The sequence below is a fragment of the Cellulomonas chengniuliangii genome (genome assembly GCF_024508335.1).
Classification (GTDB): Bacteria; Actinomycetota; Actinomycetes; order Actinomycetales; family Cellulomonadaceae; genus Cellulomonas_A; species Cellulomonas_A chengniuliangii.
The window spans coordinates 2,541,048-2,565,073 of record NZ_CP101988.1; the positions used below are offsets into that span (position 1 = coordinate 2,541,048).

Here is a 24,026-nt window from a genome sequence, read left to right on the forward strand (position 1 = left end):
CCATGCCCGCGCCTCAGGCGACCGCCCCCGGCGCGCCTGCCCACGCCCCGCAGGGGCCGTCCGCGGGCCTGCGCGCGACGCTCGGCGCTGTCCGGTCAGAGGTCGGCAAGGCCGTCGTCGGCCAGGACGCCGCGGTGACCGGGCTGGTGATCGCGATGCTGTGCCGCGGCCACGTGCTGCTCGAGGGCGTGCCCGGCGTCGCGAAGACCCTGCTGGTCAGGACGCTGTCCGCGGCGCTGGACCTGGACACCAAGCGGGTGCAGTTCACCCCCGACCTGATGCCCGGCGACATCACCGGCTCGCTCGTGTACGACGCCCGCACCGCCGAGTTCTCCTTCCGTGAGGGCCCGGTCTTCACGAACCTGCTCCTGGCGGACGAGATCAACCGGACGCCGCCCAAGACCCAGGCCTCGCTGCTGGAGGCCATGGAGGAGCGCCAGGTGTCGGTGGACGGGCACGCGCGGCCGCTGCCAGACCCGTTCATGGTGATCGCGACCCAGAACCCGGTCGAGTACGAGGGCACCTACCCGCTGCCCGAGGCCCAGCTCGACAGGTTCCTGCTCAAGCTGAACCTGCCGCTGCCCGAGCGCGCGCACGAGGTCGAGGTGCTGTCCCGGCACGCCGCCGGCTTCGACCCCCGGGACCTGCGGGCGGCCGGCGTGCGCCCCGTCGCAGGCCCGGAGGACCTGGCCCGGGCCCGGGCCGAGGTCGCGCGCGTCCAGGTGGCGCCGGAGGTGCTGGGCTACGTCGTGGACGTGTGCCGCGCGACCCGCCAGTCACCCTCGCTGTCCCTTGGTGTCTCGCCCCGTGGGGCGACGGCGCTGCTCGCGACCTCTCGCGCCTGGGCGTGGATGTCCGGCCGCCCGTACGTGACGCCTGACGACGTCAAGGCCCTGGCGCACCCCACGCTGCGGCACCGCGTGCAGCTGCGGGCCGAGGCCGAGCTCGAGGGCGTCACCACCGAGAGCGTCCTGGACACGGTGCTCGCGTCCGTGCCCGTCCCGCGCTGACCCACGATGGCGATCACCTGGCGGGCCGTCGCGCTCGCCGCCCTGGGGACGGTCGCGGTGCTGATCGTGCCCGTGCCGGGGACCGTGCTGGTCTGGGCCCTGCTGGTGGCGGCGGCGTGCACCGTGGACACGCTGCTCGCCGCCTCCCCGCGCCAGGTCGCGATCACTCGCTCGACGCCTGCCTCGGTGCGGCTCACGCAGTCCGCGCGCTCGACGATCACCCTGTCGAACGTCAGCCCTCGGCGCCTGCGCGCGATCGTGCGGGACGCGTGGCTGCCCTCGGCCGGGGCCGGGCCGAACCGTCACCCGGTGGACCTGCCGCCGGGTGAGTCCACGCGGGTGTCCACCCTGCTCACGCCCACCCGACGCGGCGACCGCCGGGCCGACCGGGTGACCATCCGCACCGTGGGGCCGCTGGGCCTCGCGGGCCGGCAGGCGTCCCTCGAGGTGCCCGCGGTGCTGCGGGTGCTGCCCGAGTTCGCGTCCAGACGCCACCTCCCCTCCCGCCTCGCGCGGCTGCGGGAGCTCGACGGGCGCGCCGCGGTCCAGGTGCGCGGCGGCGGCACGGAGTTCGACTCGCTCCGCGAGTACGTGATCGGCGACGACGTGCGCTCGATCGACTGGCGCGCGACGGCGCGACGCGCGGATGTCGTGGTCCGCACCTGGCGGCCCGAGCGCGACCGCCGCGTGCTGATCGTCCTCGACACCTCGCGCACGGCCGCCGTGCGGGTGCTCGACGCGCCACGGATCGACGCGTCGATCGAGGCCGCGCTGCTCCTCTCGGCGCTGGCGTCCCGTGCCGGGGACAGGGTCGAGCTGATGGCCTACGACAGGACCCTGCGCGGCCGTGTCGCGGGCATGAGCGGGCCTCGGCTCATGCCCGCCGTGGCTGACGCCCTGGCGGGGATCGACCCGACCCTGGTCGAGATGGACTGGCCGGGCGTGGTGAGCATGGTCCGCGAGCGCCTCTCCCAACGCGCTCTCGTGGTCCTGCTCTCGTCGCTCGAGCCGGCGGCGGTCGAGCAAGGGCTGCTGGGGGTGGTGGGCCAGCTCGCCGAGCGCCACCAGGTGGTGCTCGCGGCGGTCCGCGATCCCGAGGTGGAGGAGCTGCGCAGGGGACGGGCCGACGTCACCGAGGTCTTCGACGCCGCGGCCGCGGAGCGCGCCGAGCTGGAGCGCGCCGCCGTCGCCGCGCGCCTGCGACAGCGTGGCGTCGAGGTGGTCGACGCGCTCCCTGACGACCTGGCGCCCCGCCTGGCGGACACGTACCTGGCGTTGAAGGCCGCCGGACGCCTCTAAGCCCTTCTGCGCCCGTCCCCGCGTGATGCGGCGTCAGCGCCACACCCTAGGGTCGCCACTATGGAGCCCTCCGGCCCGGTCCTGGGACGTCGCGCGCTGAACCGCGCGCTGCTGGCCCGCCAGCACCTGCTCGAGAGGCGCCACGGCTCGGTCCTGGACGAGGTGGCCCACCTGGTCGGGCTGCAGGCGCAGGCGCCCTGGTCGCCGTACACGGCGCTGTGGTCGCGGCTCGCCGAGTTCCGGCCCGACGAGCTGGGCGGCCTGCTGCTGGGCAGGGAGGCCGTGCGCGTGGCCGCGATGCGCGCCACGGTGCACCTGGTGACGGCCGACGACGCCCTCCTGCTGCCGTCGCTGACCGCCTCGATCGGCGAGCGGGGCGTCCGGGGCGCCGGGCCGTTCTCCGCCACGCTGCACGCCCTGGACCCCGTGGAGTTGGCCCGCGCCGCCCGGGAGCTGCTCGAGGCCGAGCCGATGACGCCAGCGCGGCTCGGCAGGCGGTTGCTCGAACGCTGGCCCGACGCCGCCCCAGACGCTCTGGCCCATGGCGCCCGCTACCTGCTCCCGCTCGTCCAGACACCCCCGCGCGCGGTGTGGGGGCGTTCAGGAGCGACCGTGTGGACGACCACGCGGGCATGGCTGGGGCGCGAGCCGGCGGGCCACGACGACCCGGAGGCACGGCACGCTGCGCTCCAGGAGGTCGTGCGGCGCTATCTCGGGGCGTTCGGGCCCGCGAGCGTCGCCGACGTGCAGCGGTGGATCGGGCTGACGCGCCTGGCGCCAGTGGTGCGGAGCCTCCGCCAGGAGCTCGTGGCGCACCGCGCCGCGCCCGGCCCTTCAGGGCGCCCGGGCAGGGAGCTCTTCGACCTCCCCGACGCGCCGCGGCCCGATCCCGAGACCCCGGCGCCGGTGCGGTTCCTGCCGGACTTCGACAACGCGCTGCTGAGCCATGCCGACCGCACCCGCATCGTCGGCGACCCGGAGCGGCGCGCACTGGCCCGGGCCAACGGGCAGGCGCCGGGGACGGTGCTGGTCGACGGCTTCGTGGCGGCCGCCTGGTCGCTGCGCCGCGAGCGCTCGGCGGCCACCCTCGAGGTACGGCCGCTACGGCCCCTGACGTCCGCCGAGCGCGCGGACGTGGCCGCCGAGGCGGAGGAGCTCGTCGCGTTCCTGGCCCGGGACTCGGCCTCCCGTGCGGTCGTCTGGGCGAGCGGGCTACGCGCCTAGCCGGCGACGGCCACCGAGTACCCGGCGCGGTCGTCCTCGAGGTCGCCCGTCTCACCGTCGGCGACAGCCCGTCGGCCGAGCACCAGCGTGTACGCCCAGAACGCGGCGAGCACGGCGGCGCCGATGATGATCTTCACGCTCCACGGCAGGTCCGAGCCGGTGACGAACCCCTCGACGAGGCCCGAGACGAGCAGCACGCCCACCAGGCCGAGCGCGACGGTGAACAACGAGCGCCCCTCCTCCGCGAGCGCGCGGGCTCGCGGCCGCGGGCCGGGATCCACCCACGTCCAGAACAGCCGGAGGCCAGCGGCGCCGGCGACGAAGATCGCGGTGAGCTCCATCAGCCCGTGCGGGGAGATGAGCTGCAGGAACAGGGCGAGCTCGCCGTGCGCGGCCATCATGCCGCCCGTCGCCCCCACGCTGACGGCGTTGTTGAGAAGCACGTAGGCGGGGCCGATCCCGGTGATGCCGAGGCCGACGCAGAGGGCGGCGATCCACGCGTTGTTGGTCCACACCATTGTCGCGAAGTCGATGCCCGGGTCGTAGTAGGACGCGAAGGCGTTCTCCACGTAGTCCAGCCGTTGGGACTCGGTGCCCATCATCGCGAGCGCGGCGGGCTGCGTCGCCACCCACACTCCGGCCACCACCGCGATGGCCAGGCACGCCGCCGTCACGCCGATGGTCCACCACCGGATGCGGTAGAGGGCCGCGGGCAGGGAGACCACCACGAAGCGGATGACATCGCGCCACGCGGGCTCGTGGGCGCCCGCGATCCGGGCGCGGGCGCGCGCGAGCAGCTGCGACAGGCGGGTCACGAGCTCCGGGTCGGGAGCGCTCGATCGCACCCGCGACAGGTCCGTGGCCACGGCTTGGTAGAGCCGGACCAGCTCGTCGACCTCCGCGCCGCTCAGACGACGCCGTCGGGCGAGCTCGTCGAGGCGCTCCCAGCCCGGGGAGTGCACAGCGGTGAAGGCGTCCAGGTCCACGCCGGATACCCTGCCACAGCACGTGGGGACCCGACTGCAGGAGGAGCACGATGGACGAGGGCATCGTCACCGGAGAAGGCGTGCTGCTCGACACACGGCCCACGTCGTTCGTGTCCCGGGCACTGGCGGCCTTGATCGACCTGGCCGTGCTGGGGATCGTGCTGCTCGCGGCCGCGCTGGCCTTGGGCGGCACGAGCTTCACGCCGAGCGAGGCGTTCTCGCGGATCCTGTCCATCGCCCTGCTGGCGACCATCCTGGTGATCGCGCCGACCACGGTGGACACGCTCACCCGTGGCCGCTCGCTCGGCAAGCTCATCGTGGGCATCCGGGTGGTCCGGGACGACGGCGGCCCGGTGCGGCTGCGCCAGGCGTTCGTGCGAGCGCTGACCGGTGTCTTCGAGCTGTGGCTGACGTTGGGGAGCGTCGCCCTGATCTGCGCGATCGTGCAACCGCAGGGCAAGCGCGTCGGCGACCTCCTCGCGGGGACGTATGCGGTGCGGGTGCGCGGCAAGACCGCGGCGCGAGCCCCCGTGATGATGCCCCCGCACCTCGCGGAGTGGGCCGCCGGCGCGGATGTGCGACGTCTGCCCGACGGGTTGGCGCTGTCGGTGCGGCAGTTCCTCGCACGGACCGGGACGCTGCACCCGCAGTCGCGCGCCAGCCTGGGCACCGAGCTCGCGGTCGAGGTCCAGCGGTATGTGGCGCCCGCGCCGCCCCCAGGCACCCACCCGGAGGTGTTCCTGGCCGCGGTGCTGGCCGAGCGCCGCCGCCGAGAGCACCTCAGCGCGGAGGCCAGCCGTCAGCGCGCCGCCCAGGAGAGCGCCCTGATGCAGCGGCTCCCGCACGGGGTGCCCGACCCCGTCGACTGACCTGTGCCGCTCAGCCCGCCCAGCGGACCTCGCCGTCGACCACCGTCGGGGTGGGCTGGAGCCCGACCGCCCGCGCGACGCCCGCCGACGCGTGATGGCCGGGGTGCACGTCCGCGAGAAGAGAGCTGACCCCCTGCCCGCGGAGCCAGTCGGCGACGGTGATGGCGGCCTCCCGCGCATAGCCGTGGCCCTGCTCGTGGGTGGCCACGACCCAGGCCAGCTCGGCACGGACCTCAGCGTGCTCAGTGTGCTCAGCGTGCGACAGGGTCGCCTGCACGGTTCCCACGAGGCGGTGCGTGTCGTGACGGCGCAGCATCCAGTTCAGCCAGCCCTGCGAGCCATCGGGCGAGCGCCCGACGGACTGGCGCGTGAAACGGTCGTCGAGCTCCTCGGCCGTCGCGGGCCGCCCGCCGGTGTAGGCATGCAGGCGGGCGTCGTCGAAGATGACGAAGGCCTCGGTGGCATGCTCGGGCCGCAGCGGCTCGAGCACCAGGCGGGACGAGCGCAGCGTCGCCGCGGGAGGCCAGGTGGCGGGGGTGGGGAGGGTGGTCACGGCGGGGAGGGTACGGCCCGACGGCCGACCGCGGCCATCAATATCGGTAGTGGTCGGGCTTGTACGGTCCCGCCACATCGAGGCCCAGGTACTCGGCCTGGACCTTGGTCAGCTCGGTGAGCCGCACGCCGAGCGCGTCGAGGTGCAGCCGCGCGACCCGCTCGTCGAGCGCCTTCGGCAGGCGGTGCACCCCCACGTCGTACGCGTCCGCCCGCGTGAACAGGTCGACCTGGGCGATCACCTGGTTCGTGAACGACGTGCTCATCACGAAGCTCGGATGGCCGGTGGCGTTGCCGAGGTTGAGCAGCCGGCCCTCGGAGAGGACCAGCACGGAGTGCCCGTCGGGGAACGTCCACTCGTGCACCTGCGGCTTGACCTCGACCCGGGTGACGCCGGGCCACGCCGCCAGCCCGGCCATGTCGATCTCGTCGTCGAAGTGGCCGATGTTGCCGACCACGGCCTTGTCCTTCATCGCCGCCATGTGGTCCGCGGTGATGACGTCCCGGTCCCCCGTCGTCGTGATGAAGAAGTCCGCCTCGCCCACCACGTCCTCGACCCGCGCCACCTGGTGCCCGTCCATCACGGCCTGCAACGCGCAGATGGGGTCGATCTCGGAGACGACCACCCGGGCGCCCTGGCCGCGCAACGCCTCGGCGGCGCCCTTGCCGACGTCGCCGTAGCCGGCGACCAGGGCCACCTTGCCGCCGATGAGCACGTCGGTGGCCCGGTTGAGGCCGTCGAGCAGCGAGTGGCGGATGCCGTACCGGTTGTCGAACTTGGACTTGGTGACGGAGCTGTTCACGTCGATCGCGGGGAACAGGAGGGAGCCTGCCTCGGCGAGCTGGTCGAGGCGCCGCACCCCGGTGGTGGTCTCCTCGGTGACGCCGCGGATGCCTCGCGCGATCCCGGTCCACCGCTGCGGATCGGCGGCCAGGGAACGACGCAGCGTCTCGCGCAGGACCTCGCCCTCGGCGGAGTGGCCTGGCTCCCCCGGCGACGTGCCGGGTCCCACCGTGCCGGCCCGCTCGGCCTCGACGCCCTGGTGCACCAGGAGGGTCGCGTCTCCGCCGTCGTCGAGGATCATGTTCGGGCCCGCGCCGGGCCAGGTGAAGACCTGGTCCGCGCACTCCCAGTACTCCTCGAGCGTCTCGCCCTTCCACGCGAAGACCGGAGCCCCCCTGGGCTGCTCGGGCGTGCCCTCGGGGCCGACGACGACGGCCGCCGCCGCCTCGTCCTGTGTGGAGAAGATGTTGCACGACGCCCAGCGGACCTCTGCGCCCAGCGCCGTGAGTGTCTCGATGAGCACCGCGGTCTGGACCGTCATGTGGATCGAGCCGGCGATGCGGGCGCCGGCCAGCGGCTGGCTGGGGGCGAGCTCGCGCCGCAGCGCCATCAGCCCCGGCATCTCGTGCTCGGCGAGCCGGATCTGCCTCCGGCCGCTCTCCGCGAGGCTCAGGTCGCGCACCCGGAACTCGCCGGGTGACTCGTCGAAGCCGGACATCGGCGCCCCTCTGGTCGGTCGACCACGCCCTTCGCCGTGCACGGCCATGCTACTGATCGGCCGGGCGCCTGCCAGTGGTGGTCGAACCGGCCGGCGGCGCCTGGGAAGATCGTCAGGTGAGCGCCACCCTCGTCGCCCGCGGCCTCGGCGCCGCGCACGGTGACCGTCCCCTGTTCTCCGGCCTGGACCTCGTCATCGCCCCTGGGGACGTGGTCGGGCTCGTCGGCGCCAACGGGGCGGGCAAGTCGACGCTCCTGCGCGTCCTCGCGGGCGAGGCCGAGCCGGCCGCGGGAACTGTGGCCTGCTCGCCGGCCGACGCCCTCGTGGGCCACCTCGCGCAGGAGGTCGAGCGCCTCCCCGGAGAGACCGTCGCCCAGAACCTGGCGCGGCGGACCGGCGTGGCCGCGGCGCAGGCCGAGCTGGACGCCTCCGCCCAAGGCCTCGCCGACGGGACCCCGGGGGCCGATGACGCCTACTCGGCCGCCTTCGACCGCTGGATGGCGCTGGGCGCCGCCGACCTCGACGAGCGCACCGGGCAGGTCATGGCCGACCTGGGCCTCACGGTGGACCTGTCGCACCCGATGACCGGCCTGTCGGGCGGGCAGGCGGCGCGGGTGGGCCTTGCCGCCCTCCTGCTCTCCCGCTTCGACGTCCTGCTGCTCGACGAGCCGACCAACGACCTGGACCTGGACGGGTTGGCCCGGCTGGAGTCGTTCGTCCGCTCGCAGCGGTGCGGCCTGGTCGTCGTGTCGCACGACCGCGAGTTCCTGGCCCGGTGCGTGACGTCCGTGGTCGAGCTCGACCTCGCCCAGCAGCAGGTCAACGTGTACGGCGGCGGCTACGACGCCTATCTGGAGGAGCGGGCCACCGCCCGGCGGCACGCGCGCGAGGCGTACGACGAGTACGCGGACCAGCTCGGCGGGCTGGAGGCGCGTGCCCGCATGCAACGCGGCTGGATGGACAAGGGCGTGCGCAACGCGCTCAAGAAGTCCAGCGACCCGGACAAGCACATCCGGCAGCGCCACCGGGAAGGCTCCGAGAAGCAGGCGGCGAAGGCGCGCCAGACCGAGCGCATGATCGAGCGGCTCGACGAGGTCGTCGAGCCGCGCAAGGAGTGGGACCTGCGCTACGAGATCGCCGCGGCGCCGCGCGGCAGCGCCGTCGTGGCCACGCTCCGTGGCGGGGTGGTGCGGCTGGGCGGGCAGGACACCGGGCGTCCGCCCTTCACGCTCGGGCCGATCGACCTGCAGGTGGACGCCGGGGACCGGATCGCGGTGACGGGCGCGAACGGGTCCGGCAAGACGACGCTGCTGGGCGCGCTGCTCGGCCGGACGCCCCTCGACGAGGGGCACGCCACGCTGGGCTCCAGCGTCGCGGTGGGCGAGGTGGACCAGGCGCGTGCGGCGCTCAGCCCGGGCGCCGGCGCGGAGGGACCCCTCCTCGACGCGTTCGCCGCGCACACGCCCGACCTCGCTCCGGCGGACGTGCGGACCCTCCTGGCGAAGTTCGGCCTCCGCGCCGGCCATGTGCTGCGCCCGCTGGGCTCCTTGTCCCCTGGCGAGAGGACCCGCGCGGCGCTCGCCCTGCTGCAGGCGCGCGGCGTCAACCTGCTGGTGCTGGACGAGCCGACGAACCACCTGGACCTGCCCGCCATCGAGCAGCTCGAGCAGGCCCTCGAGTCCTACTCGGGGACGCTCCTGCTGGTGACGCACGACCGCCGCATGCTCGATGCGGTCAGCGTGAACCGTCGCTGGCGCGTGGAGGACGGGCGCGTCCGCGAAGAGTGAGGCTCCTCACGTCTCGGCCCTGGCGTGCCGATCGGGGCACATTCGGCGCCCCAGGTCAACATCACGGAACGGTAACGATCCAAGAACAGGTAAAGCCGCAGGTCAGCGAGCCGTAAGGCCGACGGGCCGCCGGGGCATTTCGGACTTCCGGCCTGTTGCCGGTTCGCCTTCCGCCCCATCTTCAGGGCATGGTGCAGCAGACAGATCGACGACGGCTCCCGCTCGGACCCGCCGCCTCGTCCCGCCGCAGCCTCCGCCCTCGGAGGCCGGGACGCGAGGCGGCAGACCCTCCTCGAGCGCCTCCCCGCACCACGGGCGCCCGCCGTCGACGACCACCAGTTCGCCTGGCAGACCGCCTGTGCCCGTGCCCCGCACGCGGCGCTCCCCACAGGGCGCGGTCGAGGTGGCGTGAGCAGATGAGGTGACCATGACGGCAGTGCGCGCCGAGAACGTGTACAAGGTCTTCGGCCGACGGCCCGCTGAGGCCGTGCGGAGGCTCCGCGAGGGCGCCGGTCGCGACGAGGTCAGGGGGCACGGGACCGCCGCCGTGATCGACGCGAGCTTCGAGGTGGCGAGCGGCGAGACGTTCGTGGTCATGGGCCTGTCGGGCTCAGGCAAGTCCACGTTGATCCGCATGCTCAACGGCCTCGCCCACCCCACCGCCGGCCGCGTCCTGCTCGGCGACGCCGACCTGTCGGCAGTGCGCCCCAAGGAGCTCCGGGAGCTCCGCCAGCGCCGCGTCAGCATGGTCTTCCAGCACTTCGCGCTCCTGCCGCACCGCTCGGTCATCGACAACGCGGCCTACCCCCTCGAGATCCAGGGCGTCGACCGCGCCGAGCGCCGTCGCCGTGCGGGCGAGGCGCTCGAGCTCGTCGGCCTCGCGCAGTGGGCTGACCGGCTCCCCTCCCAGCTGTCGGGGGGCATGCGGCAGCGGGTCGGGCTCGCCCGGGCCCTCGCCGCCGACACCGACGTGCTGCTCATGGACGAGGCCTTCTCCGCGCTCGACCCCCTGATCCGCCGGGAGATGCAGGACCAGCTCCTCGAGCTGCAGCAGGCCCTCGGGAAGACGATCGTCTTCATCACCCACGACCTCAACGAGGCCATGCACCTGGGCGACCGGATCGCCGTGATGCGCGACGGGCGCATCGTGCAGGTCGGCACGAGCGAGGAGATCCTCTCCGACCCCGCGAACGACTACGTGGCGCAGTTCGTCGCCGACGTCGACCGCACCCGCGTGCTCACGGCCTCCTCCGTGATGCAGCCCGCCCGTGCCGTGGTGCCGCTCACCGGCGGCCCCCGTCTGGCGCTCCGCACCATGCGCGACCAGCAGGTGTCCGCCGCGTACGTCGTCGACAAGTCGCGTGCGCTGCGCGGGGTGGTGCACGACGCCGACCTCGTCGCCGCGCTCCGCTCCGGCGCGGACACGCTCGCCGGGCTGATCCGCACCGACGTCGCACCCGTCTCCCCCGACGCCGCGCTGAGCGAGCTCTTCGCCCCCGCCGCCGAGTCGTGGCTGCCGCTCCCCGTGACCGATGACGGAGGGCGCCTGCTCGGGGTCATCCCCCGGGCCACCCTGCTGGAGGCCATGGCGCCGCCCGAGCAGACCCCGCCCCGCGGCACGCCCGCCGTCTCGGAGGCTCCCACCGGCGCCCCCACCCCGAACGACGACGCCACGGCGGTGACGGCATGATCCCCCTGGCCATGGCGACCACCGCCTCCGCGTCCACCGGCGGGCTCCCGCGGCTGCCGCTGGGCGCCTGGGCGTCCGACGTCGTCGACTGGGTGACCAGCACGTTCCGCGGGCTCTTCTCCCAGATCCGCGCCGTTCTCGAGTGGTGCTACGGGTCGCTCGACACGCTGCTCGGCGGTCCCCCCTTCTGGGTGGTCGCGGTCGTCCTCGCGCTGATGGCACTGCTCGTCAAGGGCTGGCGGCTCGCGCTGGGCTCGCTCGCCGGCTTCGTGCTGATCGCCGCTGTCGACCAGTGGGCCAATGCCATGGACACCCTGTCGCTGGTGATCCTCGCGAGCGTCGTCGCCCTGGTCCTGGCGATCCCGCTGGGCATCTGGTGCGCCCGCGACGACCGCGTCTCCCATGTGGTGCGCCCGGTGCTCGACCTCATGCAGACGATGCCGGCCTTCGTCTACCTGATCCCCACCGTGGTGATCTTCCGGGTCGGCGTGGTGCCGGGCATCGTGGCGACCGTCATCTTCGCGATGGCGCCCGGCGTGCGCTTCACCGAGCTGGGCATCCGCCAGGTCGACCGGGAGGTCGTCGAGGCAGGCCACGCGTTCGGCTCCGGCGAGGGACGCATCCTGCGCCAGATCCAGCTGCCGCTCGCCATGCCCACGATCATGGCCGGCGTCAACCAGGTGATCATGCTGTCGCTCTCGATGGTCGTGATCTCCGGCATGGTCGGCGCGTCCGGGCTGGGCCGCGACGTCGTCACCGCCCTGCAGCGCGTCAACATCTCCCTCGGCTTCGAGGCGGGCGTCTCCGTGGTGATCCTCGCCGTCTTCCTCGACCGGGTCACCGCCGCCCTCGCCGATCGGGCGCCCGTCGCGCGCGCCCTCCGGGCGACCGACGCCTGAACCACCACGGCGGCCCCGCCGCCCTCCGCGCTCTGCCCACCCCCGTCCCACGGCGCCATGCCGTGGGCCTCTGGAAGGACACCATGATCCACCGCACGTCACGCCGCCTCACGACCCTCGCCGCGGGCGCCGTCCTCGCGCTCGGCCTCACCGCCTGCGCCGGCTCGACCGACGCCGCCACCGAGGACCGCCTCGACAACGGGGACCTGTCCACCGTCTCGATCGGGATCCACTCCGGCTGGGACGAGGGCATCGCCGTCTCCCACCTGTTCGCCGCGATCCTCGAGGACGAGGGCTACACCGTCACGAGCCAGGAGGCGGACCCGGGGATCATCTACACCGGCATGTCCGGCGGCGACTTCGACGTCAACTTCGACATGTGGCTCCCCGAGACGCACGCCGACTACCTCGACGAGTACGGCGACGACATGGAGGACCTCGGCGCCTGGTACGACGACGCGAAGCTCACCATCGCGGTCGACGAGGCGTCGTCGATCACGTCGCTCAGCGAGCTGGCGTCCGCCTCGGACGAGTTCGGGGGCCGCATCGTCGGCATCGAGGCCGGCGCAGGCCTGACCCGGATCGTGCAGGACGCGGTCGTGCCCGCCTACGGGCTCGAGGGCACGGACCTGCTCATCTCCTCGACCCCCGCGATGCTCGCCGAGCTCAAAGGCGCGACCGACGCGGGCGAGCACATCGCCGTGACCCTGTGGCGCCCGCACTGGGCCTACGACGCGTTCCCCATCCGCGACCTCGAGGACCCCGAGGGCGTGCTGGGCGCCGCCGAGGAGATCCACTCCGTGGGCCGCGCCGACTTCACCGCCGACTACCCGACGCTCGCGTCGTGGATCCAGGCCTTCCGCCTGACCGACGAGCAGCTGTTCTCCCTGGAGAACCTCATGTTCCACGAGGGCGACGGCTCCGACCCCGAGGGCGCCGTGCGCGCCTGGCTCGACGCGAACCCGGCCTTCGTCGACGACCTGAAGGCCGCCGCCCAGGCGTGAGCCGTCACGAGGGCCCGGGACCGCACGGTCCCCGGCCCTCGCCGTCGCGAGGTCGGCGCGTCAGCCCGCGGACCTGGGCTCGACCGCCTTGTGGCGCAGGTCGGGCTCCAGGTAGATCGCCGTGGCGATCGGCACCGCGGCGCGCACGCGCTGCTCGGCGGCGTCGATCGCGGCGGCGATCTCCGCGGCGGTCGCCGTCGGCGCCATCTCGATCTTGGCGGCGACCAGCAGCTCCTCCGGGCCCAGGTGCAGCGTGCGCAGGTGGATCAACGAGCGCACGCCCTCCCCCACCAGGGCCGCCTCGATCGCGTCGACGTCCTGCTCGGTGGCCGACTCCCCCAGCAGCAGCGACTTGGTCTCCAGGGCGAGCACGATGGCGATGATCACGAGCAGCACGCCGATGCACGCGGTGCCCGCCGCGTCCCAGCGGCCGTCGTCGGTGACGAGCGTCATCGACACGCCGCCGAGGGCCAGCACCAGGCCCACCAGGGCGCCGAAGTCCTCCAGCAGCACCACGGGCAGCTCGGGGGCCTTCGCCCGGCGGATGAACTGCGTCCACGACTGCGAGCCGCGCAACGGGTTCGCCTCATGGATGGCCGTCCGGAACGAGAAGCCCTCCATCACGATGGCCGCGACGAGCACCACGACCGGCACCCACTGCCACGCGTCGATCGGGTGCGGGTCCTCCCACTTGTGCCACGCCTCGTACAGGGCGAACACCCCGCCGAGCGTGAACAGCACGATCGAGACGATGAACGCGTACACGTACCGCTCGCGGCCGTAGCCGAACGGGTGGCGGGCGTCCGCGGCCCGTCGCGCGCGCCGGCCGCCCAGCAGCAGCAGCGCCTGGTTGCCCGAGTCGGCGAGAGAGTGGACGGACTCGGCCAGCATCGAGCTCGAGTGCGTGAGCAGGTAGGCGATGAACTTCGTCACCGCGATGCCGAGATTCGCGGCAAGCGCCGCGACGATCGCCTTCGTGCCGCCGCCGTGGGCCATGGTTCCTCCGGGTCGCGCGAGGCGCGGCGCCCGGTGATCGGCACGCTCACGCTGGCCGCCGTGACGGCGGCCAGCGGAATACTAGGTCACACCGGTCGCCCGCACGCGCGCGGCGACCGGAGTGACAGCGCGATCAGCGCAGCGAGCGCGCCTCGTCCGCGAGCAGCACCGGGATGCCGTCCCGCACCGGGTACGCCAGCGGGTTCTCTGGGTCCGTCGAGTGCAGCTCAGGCTGCCCGTCAGGGCCCACGCCGTCAACGAGTTCCGCGCCGGTCGCCGGGCAGCGCAGGATCTCGCGCAGCCACGGCTCGAGGCCGATGGTGGGGTTCTTGTCCGACATGGTCAGTCCTCCTCGGTCAGGCGCACGAGCGCCAGCACGTCGTCGCGCACCTTGATCATGATGTCCTCGTCCGCGGCCTCGACGTTGAGCCTCAGCAGCGGCTCGGTGTTGGAGGCGCGCAGGTTGAACCACCACTGCGGGGTGGTGTCCCAGTGGGAGACCGTCAGGCCGTCGAGCTCGTCGACGGTGACCGGCCCGGCGCCCTGCTCCGTGACGTACGCCTGCACGACGCGGGCGCGCGCGGCGGGCACGTCGTCGACGCGGGAGTTGATCTCGCCGCTCGCCGAGTAGGGCTGGTAGATCTCCGCGAGCGCGGACAGCGGGTGCTGCTGGCCGCCAAGCGCCGCGAGGACGTGCATCGCCGCGAGCATGCCCGTGTCGGCGAAGAAGAAGTCGCGGAAGTAGTAGTGCGCGCTGTGCTCGCCGCCGAACACGGCGTCGTGCTGCGCCATCTCCGCCTTGATGAACGAGTGGCCCACCCGGGTCCGGACGACCTTCGCGCCGGTCGCGCCGACGAGGTCGGGCACCACCTGGGACGTGATGAGGTTGTGGATCACGGTCGGCGCGGGGCGCCCTGCGGCCTGCTCCCGCGCGACTTCGCGCAGCCCGACGAGCGCGGTGATGGCTGACGGGCTGACCGGGTCGCCGTTCTCGTCGATGACGAAGCAGCGGTCCGCGTCGCCGTCGAAGGCCAGCCCGATGTCGGCGCCGTGCTCGACCACGGCGGCCTGCAGGTCGCGCAGGTTCTCAGGCTCGAGCGGGTTGGCCTCGTGGTTGGGGAACGTGCCGTCGAGCTCGAAGTACAGCGGGACGATCTCGAGCGGCAGCTCGGGCAGGCCGGCGCCCGTGCCGAGCACGGCCGGGGCCGTGAAGCCGCCCATGCCGTTGCCCGCGTCGACGACCACCTTGAGCGGTCGGATATCGGACAGGTCGACCAGCGAGCGCAGGAACGCCGCGTACTCGGGCAGCAGGTCCTGCTCGTCGATCGTGCCGGGGGCCACGCTCTCCACGGCCTCGACGCCGAGCGCGAGGTACCGGGAGGCCAGCTCGCGGACCTGGGCGAGCCCGGAGTCCTGCCCGACGGGGCGGGCTCCGGCCCGGCACAGCTTGATCCCGTTGTACTGCGCGGGGTTGTGGCTCGCCGTGAACATCGCGCCGGGGATGCCGAGCGACCCGGACGCGAAGTACAGGCCGTCCGTCGACGCCAGGCCGATCAGCGTCACGTCGACGCCACGGGCGGCGAGGCCGTCGGCGAAGGCGGCCACCAGCTCAGGGCCAGAGGGGCGCATGTCGTTGCCGATCACCGCGCGCGGGCGCTGGCCCGCCGGCGCCTCAGGTACGACCACCACGTCGGCGAAGGCCGCGCCGATGGCACGGGCGACGTCGGCGTTGAGCTCCTGCGGCACGACACCCCGGACGTCATAGGCCTTGATCAGGCCGGAAAGGTCCGGAAAGGTGTGCGAGGCGGACGATTCGGGCGTCTGGCCAGTAGTCGATGACACGACGTCACCCTACCGGCAGGCGCGCCCAGCCCCGGCAACAGGGGATCGTCAGCACGCCGAAGACAGCAGGGGGAACTGATGACGGTCGTGGTGACCGGGGGCGCCGGGTACATCGGCGCGCATGTGGTGCGGCTGCTCGCCGCACGGGGCGAGCGTGTGGTCGTCGTGGACGACCTGAGCTCGGGTCGCGCGGAACGGGTGGGCGACGCGCGGCTCGAGGTCATGGACCTGGCGGCCGACGTCGCCGTGGACCGCCTCGCGGCGCTGCTCGTCGAGGTGGGCGCCCATGCTGTCGTGCACCTCGCGGCGCGCAAGCGCGTCGACGAGTCCCTCACCCGGCCCACCTGGTACTACCGCCAGAACGTTGGCGGGACCGCCAATGTGCTCGAGGCCATGCACCAGGCGGAGGTGCCGGCACTGGTGTTCTCCTCGTCGGCCGCGGTGTACGGCGCGGCGGGCGCCGGGCTCGTCACCGAGGACTCGCCCACGTCGCCGATGAACCCCTACGGGGAGACGAAACTCGCGGGCGAGTGGCTCGTCCGGGACGCGGCGCGCGCCTGGGGCATGCGGTGCCTGTCATTGCGCTACTTCAACGTGGCGGGCGCCGGATGGGACGACCTGCACGACCCCGCCGCGCTGAACCTCGTGCCGCTCGTCCTCGGACGGATCCGGGCCGGCCTCCCGCCGCTCGTCTTCGGCGCGGACCACCCCACCACGGACGGCACCTGCATCCGGGACTACGTGCACGTCCTCGACCTGGCCGAGGCGCACGTCGCGGCGCTCGACCATGTGGCGCCCCCGGACGGGGGCAGCGGCGACCACGCCGAGGTGCTCAACGTCGGCACGGGCGTCGGGTCGTCCGTGCTCGAGGTGATCGGCGCGTTCGCCTCGGCCATCGGCTCACCCGTGGTCCCCGAGGTCCTCGGGCGCCGGGCGGGCGACCCCCCGCAGGTCGTCGCGTCAGTCGACCGCGCCGCGGACGTGCTGGGCTGGCGCGCCGCGCGGGACCTGGCCGACATCGTCCAGTCGACCGTGGCAGCCGAGCTCGCGGCGCGCTGACTAGGCGGCGGCCGTCGCGCGACGCCCTTCGTGGGCCGTGCGCTGGCGGTCAGGCCTTGCGGTCCCGGCGGCCGCTGCGCGCGATCACGTCCTCACGGGTCAGCGCCGAGCCGTCGCCCTCGGCGCGGAACCACGCCTTGCCCTCGCAGGTGTGGCACGACACGAACACCACGGGGAGCCCGTCGCCGAGGGTCATCCGCAGCCGGGTGAGCGACTGCCCCCCGCACTCGGCGCAGCGCTCGGCCTGCTGGCCGGCGGTGCTCAACGAGCCGAGCGGAGCCGGCGCCTCAACGGCACGGCCTCGTGGCGCGCGCGTCCTCTTCTCAGCACCCGGGCTCGCCATGACGGCTCAGCCCTCGTCCGAGCGCAGGATGCGCAGGTGGCCGCGTCGGGGAGCGTTCGACTCCGCGAGCACGGCGGCCGGGGCCAAGCCGGCGGCTGGCTCGGCGACGGCCGGAACCGTTCCGGTGCGCGGGCGCCCCGCCTCTCGCACGGCGTTCGCGAGCGCCAGCAGGTCGTCCTGGCTCGGGCCTGACTCGACGAACTCGGGCGTGAGCCGGACGACCTCCCACCCGCGCGGGGCGGTGAGCCGGCCCGCGTGCTCGACACACAGGTCGTAGGAGTGCGGCTCGGCGTTGTTGGCCAACGGCCCGAGCACCGCCGTGGAGTCCGCGTACACGTAGGTCAAGGTGGCGACGGCGGCACGGCCGCACGCCGTGCGCGAACACTGCCGGACGGATCTCACAGCGCAGACCGTACCCCTACGGACGGGGTCGCAGGCGCTCCCACGCCGCTCGGCCCCGCGCGGGCTACAGTGCCCAGGTGAGCTCCCCCGTCCACCGCCGGCCCTCCGGCGAGCCTCGCCCTGTGCGGCGGCGCGACCGGCGCGGCCGTGGCCTGCGCGGGCCGATGCTCCCGACCGGTGTGCCCGCGGCCCGCACCCGCGCGGAGCGCTTCGACGACCTGGTGCTGGCCGCCGTGGAGCGGCTCGAGCGCCGGTGGTCGCGCCAGCTCGAGGGCACCGAGTTCGCCGTCGAGGACGTGCCGCCCTCCAACCCCGCCCCGTGGGAGCGCGGAGGGGTGCCGCTCGGGCGGTGCTTCCCCGCCGACGCCGGGCTGCCGGCGCGCGTGGTCGTGTACCGCCGGCCGGTCGAGACCCGCGCGATGGACGACGCGGACCTGGACGACCTCGTGCGCGAGGTCGTCGTCGAGCAGGTCGCGCACCTGCTCGGCCGCCCTCCCGAGGATGTGGACCCCGAGTACGGGGACGGGCACTAACCTGATCCGACCATGAGCACCGTCGGCCCCGCCCCCGTCCGCGTCATCTGCGTCGTCTTCCACCCGGGAGCCGAGCTCGAGGATTTCGCCACCTCCCTCAAAGGGGCCAGCACCTCCCCCATCGAGCTGGTGCTGGTCGACAACGGGACCGACGACACGGTCACCCGCGCCGTCGCCGAGGCCCACGGCGCCCGCGTGCTGCGCCCCGGGATCAACCTCGGCTACGGGGGCGGGGCCAACGCCGGCGCCGACGACGCCGACACCCCGTGGATCGTCGTGGCGAACTCCGACCTGGTGTGGGGGCCGGGGGCCCTCGACGAGATGATCGAGGCGGCGGACCGGCATCCCCGCGCCGGCGCGCTCGGGCCCGCCCTGCTCAACCCGGACGGGACGGTCTACCCCTCCGCGCGCGAGCTCCCGTCGCTCACCCAAGGGGCAGGCCACGCCCTCTTCACGCGCGTCTGGCCCGGCAACCCGTGGACCCGCGCCTACCAGCAGCGCCAGCAGCTCGCCGGCGGCGAGCGCACGGCCGGGTGGCTCTCCGGCGCCTGCCTGCTGCTGCGCCGCGAGGCGTTCGAGCAGGTGGGCGGGTTCGACAGCTCGTACTTCATGTTCTTCGAGGACCTGGACCTCGGCGAGCGCCTCGGCAAGGCGGGCTGGGAGAACGTCTACGTGCCATCGGCGCGCGTCACCCATGTCGGCGGCACGTCGTGGCGCGAGCGGCCCGCCCGGATGATCTCGGCCCACCACGCGAGCGCCGCGCAGTACCTGTGCCGCCGCTACCACCGCTGGTACCAGTGGCCGGTCCGGGCAGTCGGAAGGCTCGGCCTCAAGGCCCGCGAGCGCGTCGAGCTGCGCGCGGCGCGTTGAGCCGGCGAGCCGACCGCCCGCGCTGAGCGGTGCGCCGTCCTTCCCACCCGGCCTGATCCGGAGCGGTCGCCTCAGCGCAGGCCGAGCGTGGCGCCCTGGCGCACGCGCACCTGCGCGGGCCCCGGCGCGGCCGGCGCCGGCGCGAGCACCGCGGCGAGCACGCCGTCGGGCCGCTGGACCTCGGCCAGCAGGGCCGTGGCCCACACCGGGTCCTCCGAGTCGCCGAGGACCTCGACGCCAGCGACGCCGTCGCCGAGGTCGGCCACGGGCACGCGCACGGTGCGCCGCTCTGCCACCTCGACCGACTGCTCGCCGAGCGTCTCCCCCTGGGCTCCGTAGGCGCGCAGCACGACCCGGCCTGCGCCCGCGGTCTCGCCCTCGAGTGGCGTGCGGGCCAGCACGACCGTCGAGTCGGCGCCGACCGGCACGGCGAGGACGCCGGCGGCCACCGGCGCCGAGGCCGGAGCCCAGGCCCGCTCGAGCGTCGGTGTGGGATCGAGGTCGCCCGGGGCGCCGGCGCGGACCAGCATCGCGGCTGCGACGAGCGGCTCCTCGGCGTCGACCACCACGGTGTACGCGCCGGCGGGAAGGCCGCCCAGCGGGACGTCGATGACCGTCCCCGCGCTCAGCGGGACCTCGTCGGCGCCCGGCAGCGTCACAGGCCCCTCCTCGCCGAGCAGGGTCAGGCGCGCGGTGGTGTCGCCCCCGGGCGCGAGGAGGCGGAGCACCGGCTGGTCCAGGTCGTCGACGGTCGACGGCTCGACCACGACCCCGGGCACCACCTGCCGGGCGGCCGGGGCGCTGCCGGGTGACACGAGGTCGGTGCCCGCGGCGGTGAACCCGCGCAGCCGGGAGTCCTGCAGGTACGCCGTGACTGCTCCCCCGGCGCTCGTGAGGTGGGCCACCAGGCGGCGCTGCTCAGCGGCCACCCCGGAGAGCACCACGACTCGCTGGGCCCCGGGGGCCACCAGGTAGCGGGCGGCGCCCGCCAGCTCGACAGGGCCAGAGGGGCCCCAGAGCTCGACGGCGACGTCCGCGGGGGTGGTGCCGGGGTTGTCGATGACCAGGAACGCGGAGCTGCCGATCTCGGTGCTCCCGCCCACGAGCCACATGTCGGACCCGGGAGCCTGGCAACCGGCGGCGGCCAAGCCGCGCAGGTCCCCCGCCGCGACCTGCACGGAGGTGGCCCCCGCGAGCCGGGCGACGCCGCCTTCCGGCGCCTCGCCCTCCAGCAGGACGGCGGCGGGGCCGTCGGAGACGACTCCCGTGAGGGCGTCCGGTCCCCTGAGCTCGCGGGTGGGCTCCCCGTCGCCGAGCAGGGTCATCGCGCCAGGCGCCGCGTCCCCGGCGTCGACGTCGGACGGCACGCTCAAGCCGCGCACCCGGAGCACGGGCTCGACGGGAGCCGAGTCGAAACCGCCGGCGGCCGAGGCCTCCGGCTGCTGCAGGGGGCCGGGGCACACCAGCATGGCGCGCGCTGGCGCGACCTCGACGGGCATCGGCGCCACCTGGGGCGGGGCCGGCGCGGGGAGCGCGTCGGAGACGGCCACGACGGCGCCGACCGCCCCAAGCACGACCACGCCGGAGACCGCGCGGGCCAGCCGTCCTGCCCAACGGGAGGCGGTCATCGGCGTCCTGCCTTTCGACGTCGGAGGGGCAGGGCGAGCAGGAGCGTGAGCAGCGCCACCGACCCCTGGACGGCAAGCCACGGCTCCCGGTTCGGGCGCTCGTAGCCGACGACTAGCCGGCCGCCATCCGCTCCGACCGTGAACGCCTGGCGCCAGTCGTCCTGCGCAACCGGCAGGACCCGCCCGTCCAAGGTTGCGGTCCATCCCGGGTCATGCCGCTCGGCGAGGACGACGCGGCGTGACGAGGATCCCGCGGGGATCTGCGTGTCGACGGCACGGCGGTGCGCGTCGAGCGGAACGTCCGACGACGGGTTGCCGGCCTCGGACAGCCGGGCCCACGTGGTGACGGTGCCCTGCGCGGACTCGCCCGGGGCCGCTGCCGCCTGCACCCGCCAGATCGTGCCGGCGGCGTTCTCGGTGATCCGCTCCAGGCCGGCGGTGGCGTCCAGCCGGGCGACGAGGTCCGCCCGCGCGGCGACGGACTGCGCGGCAGCGCCGACGGGCAACGGCGGCGCCAAGACGTCACCGATCCCGTACTGCGCCAGCTCGAGGGCCACGTCGCCGCTCGTCGCTGCGGCGATCCGCGCCACGAGCTCATGGAGCCCGGCCTGCGGCTCCGAGGAGGGCGCCTCGTGGGCGCCCTGCAACGGCCCCTCGACCGTGCGCGTCCAGACGGCGCTCGACTGGTCCACCAGGAGAGGGCCGTCGCCACGGGCGAGCTGCCAGGCGACGACCCCGTCAGGGCCCGCCTCGACCATCAGCACGCGGGACTCCCGCGGGGCCGCCTGGGCCTGCTGGCCGACCGCCGGCACCACCAGCCGCTCGAGCGCGACGACGTCGCCGAGACCCTCGCTGCGCGCCTGCCACGCCCAGCCGCCGAGGCTCGCCACGACCACGGCGCCGGCGACCAGCCAGCCGAGCACCGCGGCAGGCTGCCGCCACCCGAACGAGGCGGTGGCGATCCGCTCCCGCAGACCCCGACCGCCCAGCACGGCGGCGGCCACGAGTCCCGCGCCGGCGAACGAGACGCCGGCGCCCGGCCAGCCGCGGACCAGGGCTCCGTCGGCGATCGCGACGTCGACCATGCCGCTCACAGCCGCGGTGGCCAGGCCGGCGGCGGCAGCCGCCCAGGCGAGGCGGACCGCACGCGCCACCGGGGCGCCGCGGAGCAGCGCGAGCAGCGCCATCGCCAGGACCACGGCCCCCCACGCCCACGGCCAGTACTCGGCGACGAGCACGGGCGCCCAGGCCGGAACGAGCGGGGACGCGTCAGACGGCACACCGAGCAGCAGCTCGACCGCGCTGGCAGGCTCCGAGGGGTGGGGGACGCCCGGGTCCGCCACCAGGAGGCGCAGCCCTTCGACGCCACGCCCTGCGGCCTCCACCAGCAGGGGCGCGAGCAGCACCAGCCCGGGCACCGGAGCCAGGAGCACCCGGAACCGGCCTCGTCGGGCGCACAGCGCCACCCCCAGGACGACGACGAGGCCCGGCACGAGGAGCACGGGCGCGCCGGCCACCATCACGGCGAACGCGAGCGCGGCGGCGGCGGCCGCGGCCGTCGACGCGCCGCGCGGCCGCGCCAGGACCGGCACTGTGGCGGTGGGCCCGGCGTCGTCGTGGGACGACGCCTCGACAGTCGCCACCTCGCCCGTCACCGGTTCGACGTCCGCGGCGCTGGGAGCCGCGCCGTCGACCGGCTCGTCCTCCGCGTCGCGGCGTCGGGCCGTCGCCACCCCGGGAACCACGATGTCGACCTCGTGCGAGCCCGTGGCTCGTGCGAGGCCCAGGGCGAGCCACGGCAGGGCCATGTGGGCCACCGCGGCGCCGAGCCGTCCATCGCCCAGGCCCAGGAGCAGCGCCGGGGCAGCCGCCCACACGAGCGCCGCCCACATCCGGACCCCGACCGATCGCGTCGCGGCGCCTGCCGCGAACCACGCGCCCAGTCCGCTGAGCAGCACCGAGCCCAGCATGAGGGCGCCGACGGCCACGGAGAGCGAGCCCCCGCCCAGCGCTGCGGCCGGGAGCAGCACGGTCAGCAGGGCATCGGCGGGGCCGGGGTCGCCGAGCCCGCCCGCGACCCAGCCCGACGTGGCTGCCTGCCACAGCTCGCCCACGGTCGCCGTCGCCGGAGCGAGGGCGCCACCGACGAGCGGCCAGCCGCCGAGTGCCACGCCTGTCACCGGGCCCAGCGCCATCACCGACACCCCGACGAGCACCGCGGCGAGCGCGCCGAGCGTCGCACGGCGGCGCGTGGCCAGCGCGGCGAGCTCACGCAGCTCGAGCTCGCTGGGCGCGTGCACGATGCGGCGCTCCTCGGCGTGCGCGAGCCGCCGGTCGCGCCACTCGCGGACCACCTCCCGCCAGCTGGCTTGGAGGGGGCGCAGCGTCCGCCGGGAGACCCGGCGGGTGCGGGAGGCGTGGCGCCGCGCGCGCAGCACCGCGCCGGGCCTGGCCAGCACGGCGAGCGGGGCGGTCACCTCGGTGACGGCGAGCAGCGGCTCCTTGGTCGCGATCCGGACCAGCGACCGGACCGCGCCCGCGGCCACGGCCATGAACGCGACGAGGGGCATGAGCAGCAGTGGCGCGGTGACCAGGCGTTGGTGCAGCAGCGCGCGGCGGCGGGCGGCGAAGGAGCGACGCGGGTCGGCCGTGTCCGGCAGCCCATCGCCGTCCGCGTCCACCTCCGCCCCAGGCAGCCCTCGCAGCCCGTGGTACGTCGCCTGGGCGTGCCGGACGACGGCGGACGGGACGACGACCACGCGGTGCCCCGCCAGCCTCGCCCGCCGGGAGAGGTCGAAGCCGTCGCCGAACGGGCCCAGCGCCGGGTCCGGGCCGTCGAGCTCGTCCCACACGTCGCGCCGCACCAGCGCGCCGGCGATGCCGACCCCGAGCACGTCGTCGCGCCCGTCGTGCTGGCCCTGGTCCACCTCCGCGTCCTCGACGCCCGTCATGCGACGCCCTGAACGCGACGTCCGCACACCGACCTCGAGGAGCCGGGCGGGATCGGTCCAGGTGCGCTGTTTGACCCCGGCGACGCCCACCGAGGGCGCGTGCTCCACAGCGCGCAGCAGCTCGGCCAGCGCGTCGGGCTCCGGGGCGCTGTCGTCGTGGAGCAGCCAGAGCCAGGAGCCGGACGGCGTCTGGACCGAGGTCAGGATGGACGGCGGCGCCAGCGTCGCGAGGGCGCCGCGCACAGCCGCTCCGAAGGTGCGGGCCCCTGGGATCGGGACCGCGACGATCTCCGGCGCGCTCTCGGCCATGACGCCGGCGAAGGCGCCTCGTGCGAGCCGCAGGACGTCCTCATCGGCGGTGGCCGCGACATCGACCACGACCACGCGGCCGGGCGCCCGCGTCTGCGCGCCGAGCGCCTTCAACGTGGGGGCCAGGTACCGGGTGGGGCCTCGGGTGACCACCACGGCGGTCACGGACAGGGCGGGCCGGGCCGAGGCCGGGGGCTCGGCCAGACGGATCCCCGAGGGCAGCGTTGAGTCAGTCATCGCGCGACATCATGGCCCTCTTCAGGCCGGTGGG

21 protein-coding genes are annotated in these 24,026 nt (G+C 74.7%); 11 read left to right on the forward strand and 10 right to left on the reverse strand.

Annotated features, from left to right (window positions below; all coding sequences use genetic code 11):
- Positions 1 to 2: 2 nt before the first annotated feature.
- From NP064_RS11795 to NP064_RS11805, 3 genes are read left to right on the forward strand one after another with little or no spacing between them, the layout of a single operon-like run.
- Positions 3 to 1,010: an AAA family ATPase gene (locus tag NP064_RS11795; protein WP_227569466.1), complete on the forward strand. Its 1,008-nt coding sequence runs from the start codon at positions 3 to 5 to the stop codon at positions 1,008 to 1,010.
- Between the two features lie 6 nt (positions 1,011 to 1,016).
- Positions 1,017 to 2,309, forward strand: a complete 1,293-nt coding sequence (locus NP064_RS11800) for a DUF58 domain-containing protein (protein ID WP_227569465.1) — start codon at positions 1,017 to 1,019, stop codon at positions 2,307 to 2,309.
- 60 nt (positions 2,310 to 2,369) lie between these two features.
- Positions 2,370 to 3,533: a winged helix DNA-binding domain-containing protein gene (locus tag NP064_RS11805; protein ID WP_227569464.1), complete on the forward strand. Its 1,164-nt coding sequence runs from the start codon at positions 2,370 to 2,372 to the stop codon at positions 3,531 to 3,533.
- Here the strand turns inward: NP064_RS11805 and NP064_RS11810 are convergent.
- Complete coding sequence (locus NP064_RS11810; RefSeq protein ID WP_227569463.1) at positions 3,530 to 4,519, reverse strand: stage II sporulation protein M; 990 nt, start codon at positions 4,517 to 4,519, stop codon at positions 3,530 to 3,532. The two genes, NP064_RS11805 and NP064_RS11810, sit on opposite strands and share 4 nt — an antisense overlap.
- 50 nt (positions 4,520 to 4,569) lie before the next feature.
- Between NP064_RS11810 and NP064_RS11815 the strand changes: the two genes are divergently transcribed.
- Entirely contained in the window at positions 4,570 to 5,388 is an 819-nt protein-coding gene (locus NP064_RS11815) for an RDD family protein (protein ID WP_227569462.1), read from the forward strand.
- 10 nt (positions 5,389 to 5,398) lie between these two features.
- On the opposite strand, the gene NP064_RS11820 is transcribed toward NP064_RS11815, so the two are convergent.
- Positions 5,399 to 5,941, reverse strand: a complete 543-nt coding sequence (locus tag NP064_RS11820; protein ID WP_227569461.1) for a GNAT family N-acetyltransferase — start codon at positions 5,939 to 5,941, stop codon at positions 5,399 to 5,401.
- A gap of 37 nt (positions 5,942 to 5,978) precedes the next feature.
- A complete protein-coding gene (gene ahcY, locus NP064_RS11825; RefSeq protein ID WP_227569460.1) occupies positions 5,979 to 7,442 on the reverse strand; it encodes an adenosylhomocysteinase in 1,464 nt (487 codons plus the stop codon).
- Between the two features lie 116 nt (positions 7,443 to 7,558).
- On the opposite strand from ahcY, the gene NP064_RS11830 reads away from it, so the two are divergent.
- From NP064_RS11830 to NP064_RS11845, 4 genes are all read left to right on the forward strand, one after another.
- Positions 7,559 to 9,229, forward strand: coding sequence for an ABC-F family ATP-binding cassette domain-containing protein (locus NP064_RS11830; RefSeq protein WP_227569459.1), 1,671 nt, complete (start codon positions 7,559 to 7,561; stop codon positions 9,227 to 9,229).
- Between the two features lie 427 nt (positions 9,230 to 9,656).
- Entirely contained in the window at positions 9,657 to 10,919 is a 1,263-nt protein-coding gene (locus tag NP064_RS11835; protein WP_227569458.1) for a quaternary amine ABC transporter ATP-binding protein, read from the forward strand.
- Positions 10,916 to 11,818 (forward strand): ABC transporter permease, encoded by a 903-nt coding sequence (locus NP064_RS11840; protein ID WP_227569457.1) that lies wholly within the window; start codon positions 10,916 to 10,918, stop codon positions 11,816 to 11,818. The genes NP064_RS11835 and NP064_RS11840 overlap by 4 nt, the downstream gene beginning before the upstream one ends.
- 83 nt (positions 11,819 to 11,901) lie before the next feature.
- The gene (locus NP064_RS11845) at positions 11,902 to 12,822 is read left to right on the forward strand and encodes a glycine betaine ABC transporter substrate-binding protein (RefSeq protein ID WP_227569456.1); all 921 of its coding nucleotides are present in this window, start codon (positions 11,902 to 11,904) and stop codon (positions 12,820 to 12,822) included.
- A 60-nt stretch (positions 12,823 to 12,882) separates the two neighbouring features.
- Here the strand turns inward: NP064_RS11845 and NP064_RS11850 are convergent, their stop codons facing one another.
- The 3 genes from NP064_RS11850 to NP064_RS11860 form a co-directional block, all read right to left on the reverse strand.
- Positions 12,883 to 13,818: a cation diffusion facilitator family transporter gene (locus tag NP064_RS11850; RefSeq protein ID WP_227569455.1), complete on the reverse strand. Its 936-nt coding sequence runs from the start codon at positions 13,816 to 13,818 to the stop codon at positions 12,883 to 12,885.
- A gap of 133 nt (positions 13,819 to 13,951) precedes the next feature.
- On the reverse strand, positions 13,952 to 14,158 hold the full coding sequence (locus NP064_RS11855; protein WP_227569454.1) for a Trm112 family protein: 207 nt from the start codon (positions 14,156 to 14,158) through the stop codon (positions 13,952 to 13,954).
- Positions 14,159 to 14,160: 2 nt separating this feature from the next.
- Positions 14,161 to 15,564, reverse strand: coding sequence for a phosphomannomutase/phosphoglucomutase (locus tag NP064_RS11860; protein WP_431355867.1), 1,404 nt, complete (start codon positions 15,562 to 15,564; stop codon positions 14,161 to 14,163).
- A 174-nt stretch (positions 15,565 to 15,738) separates the two neighbouring features.
- Here NP064_RS11860 and galE point away from each other — a divergent pair, with 174 nt between their 5' ends.
- On the forward strand, positions 15,739 to 16,719 hold the full coding sequence (gene galE / locus NP064_RS11865) for a UDP-glucose 4-epimerase GalE (protein WP_227569452.1): 981 nt from the start codon (positions 15,739 to 15,741) through the stop codon (positions 16,717 to 16,719).
- A 49-nt stretch (positions 16,720 to 16,768) separates the two neighbouring features.
- Here the strand turns inward: galE and NP064_RS11870 are convergent, their stop codons facing one another.
- A complete protein-coding gene (locus NP064_RS11870; protein ID WP_227569451.1) occupies positions 16,769 to 16,984 on the reverse strand; it encodes a hypothetical protein in 216 nt (71 codons plus the stop codon).
- An 84-nt stretch (positions 16,985 to 17,068) separates the two neighbouring features.
- Positions 17,069 to 17,464: a DUF3499 domain-containing protein gene (locus NP064_RS11875; protein ID WP_227569450.1), complete on the reverse strand. Its 396-nt coding sequence runs from the start codon at positions 17,462 to 17,464 to the stop codon at positions 17,069 to 17,071.
- Positions 17,465 to 17,541: 77 nt separating this feature from the next.
- On the opposite strand from NP064_RS11875, the gene NP064_RS11880 reads away from it, so the two are divergent.
- A complete protein-coding gene (locus NP064_RS11880) occupies positions 17,542 to 17,997 on the forward strand; it encodes a metallopeptidase family protein (protein ID WP_227569449.1) in 456 nt (151 codons plus the stop codon).
- 12 nt (positions 17,998 to 18,009) lie between these two features.
- On the forward strand, positions 18,010 to 18,867 hold the full coding sequence (locus tag NP064_RS11885) for a glycosyltransferase (protein WP_227569448.1): 858 nt from the start codon (positions 18,010 to 18,012) through the stop codon (positions 18,865 to 18,867).
- A gap of 71 nt (positions 18,868 to 18,938) precedes the next feature.
- Here the strand turns inward: NP064_RS11885 and NP064_RS11890 are convergent, their stop codons facing one another.
- Entirely contained in the window at positions 18,939 to 20,495 is a 1,557-nt protein-coding gene (locus NP064_RS11890; protein ID WP_227569447.1) for a DUF5719 family protein, read from the reverse strand.
- Positions 20,492 to 23,992, reverse strand: coding sequence for a glycosyltransferase (locus tag NP064_RS11895; RefSeq protein ID WP_227569446.1), 3,501 nt, complete (start codon positions 23,990 to 23,992; stop codon positions 20,492 to 20,494). Before NP064_RS11895 ends, NP064_RS11890 begins: the two co-directional genes overlap by 4 nt.
- Positions 23,993 to 24,026: the final 34 nt, after the last annotated feature.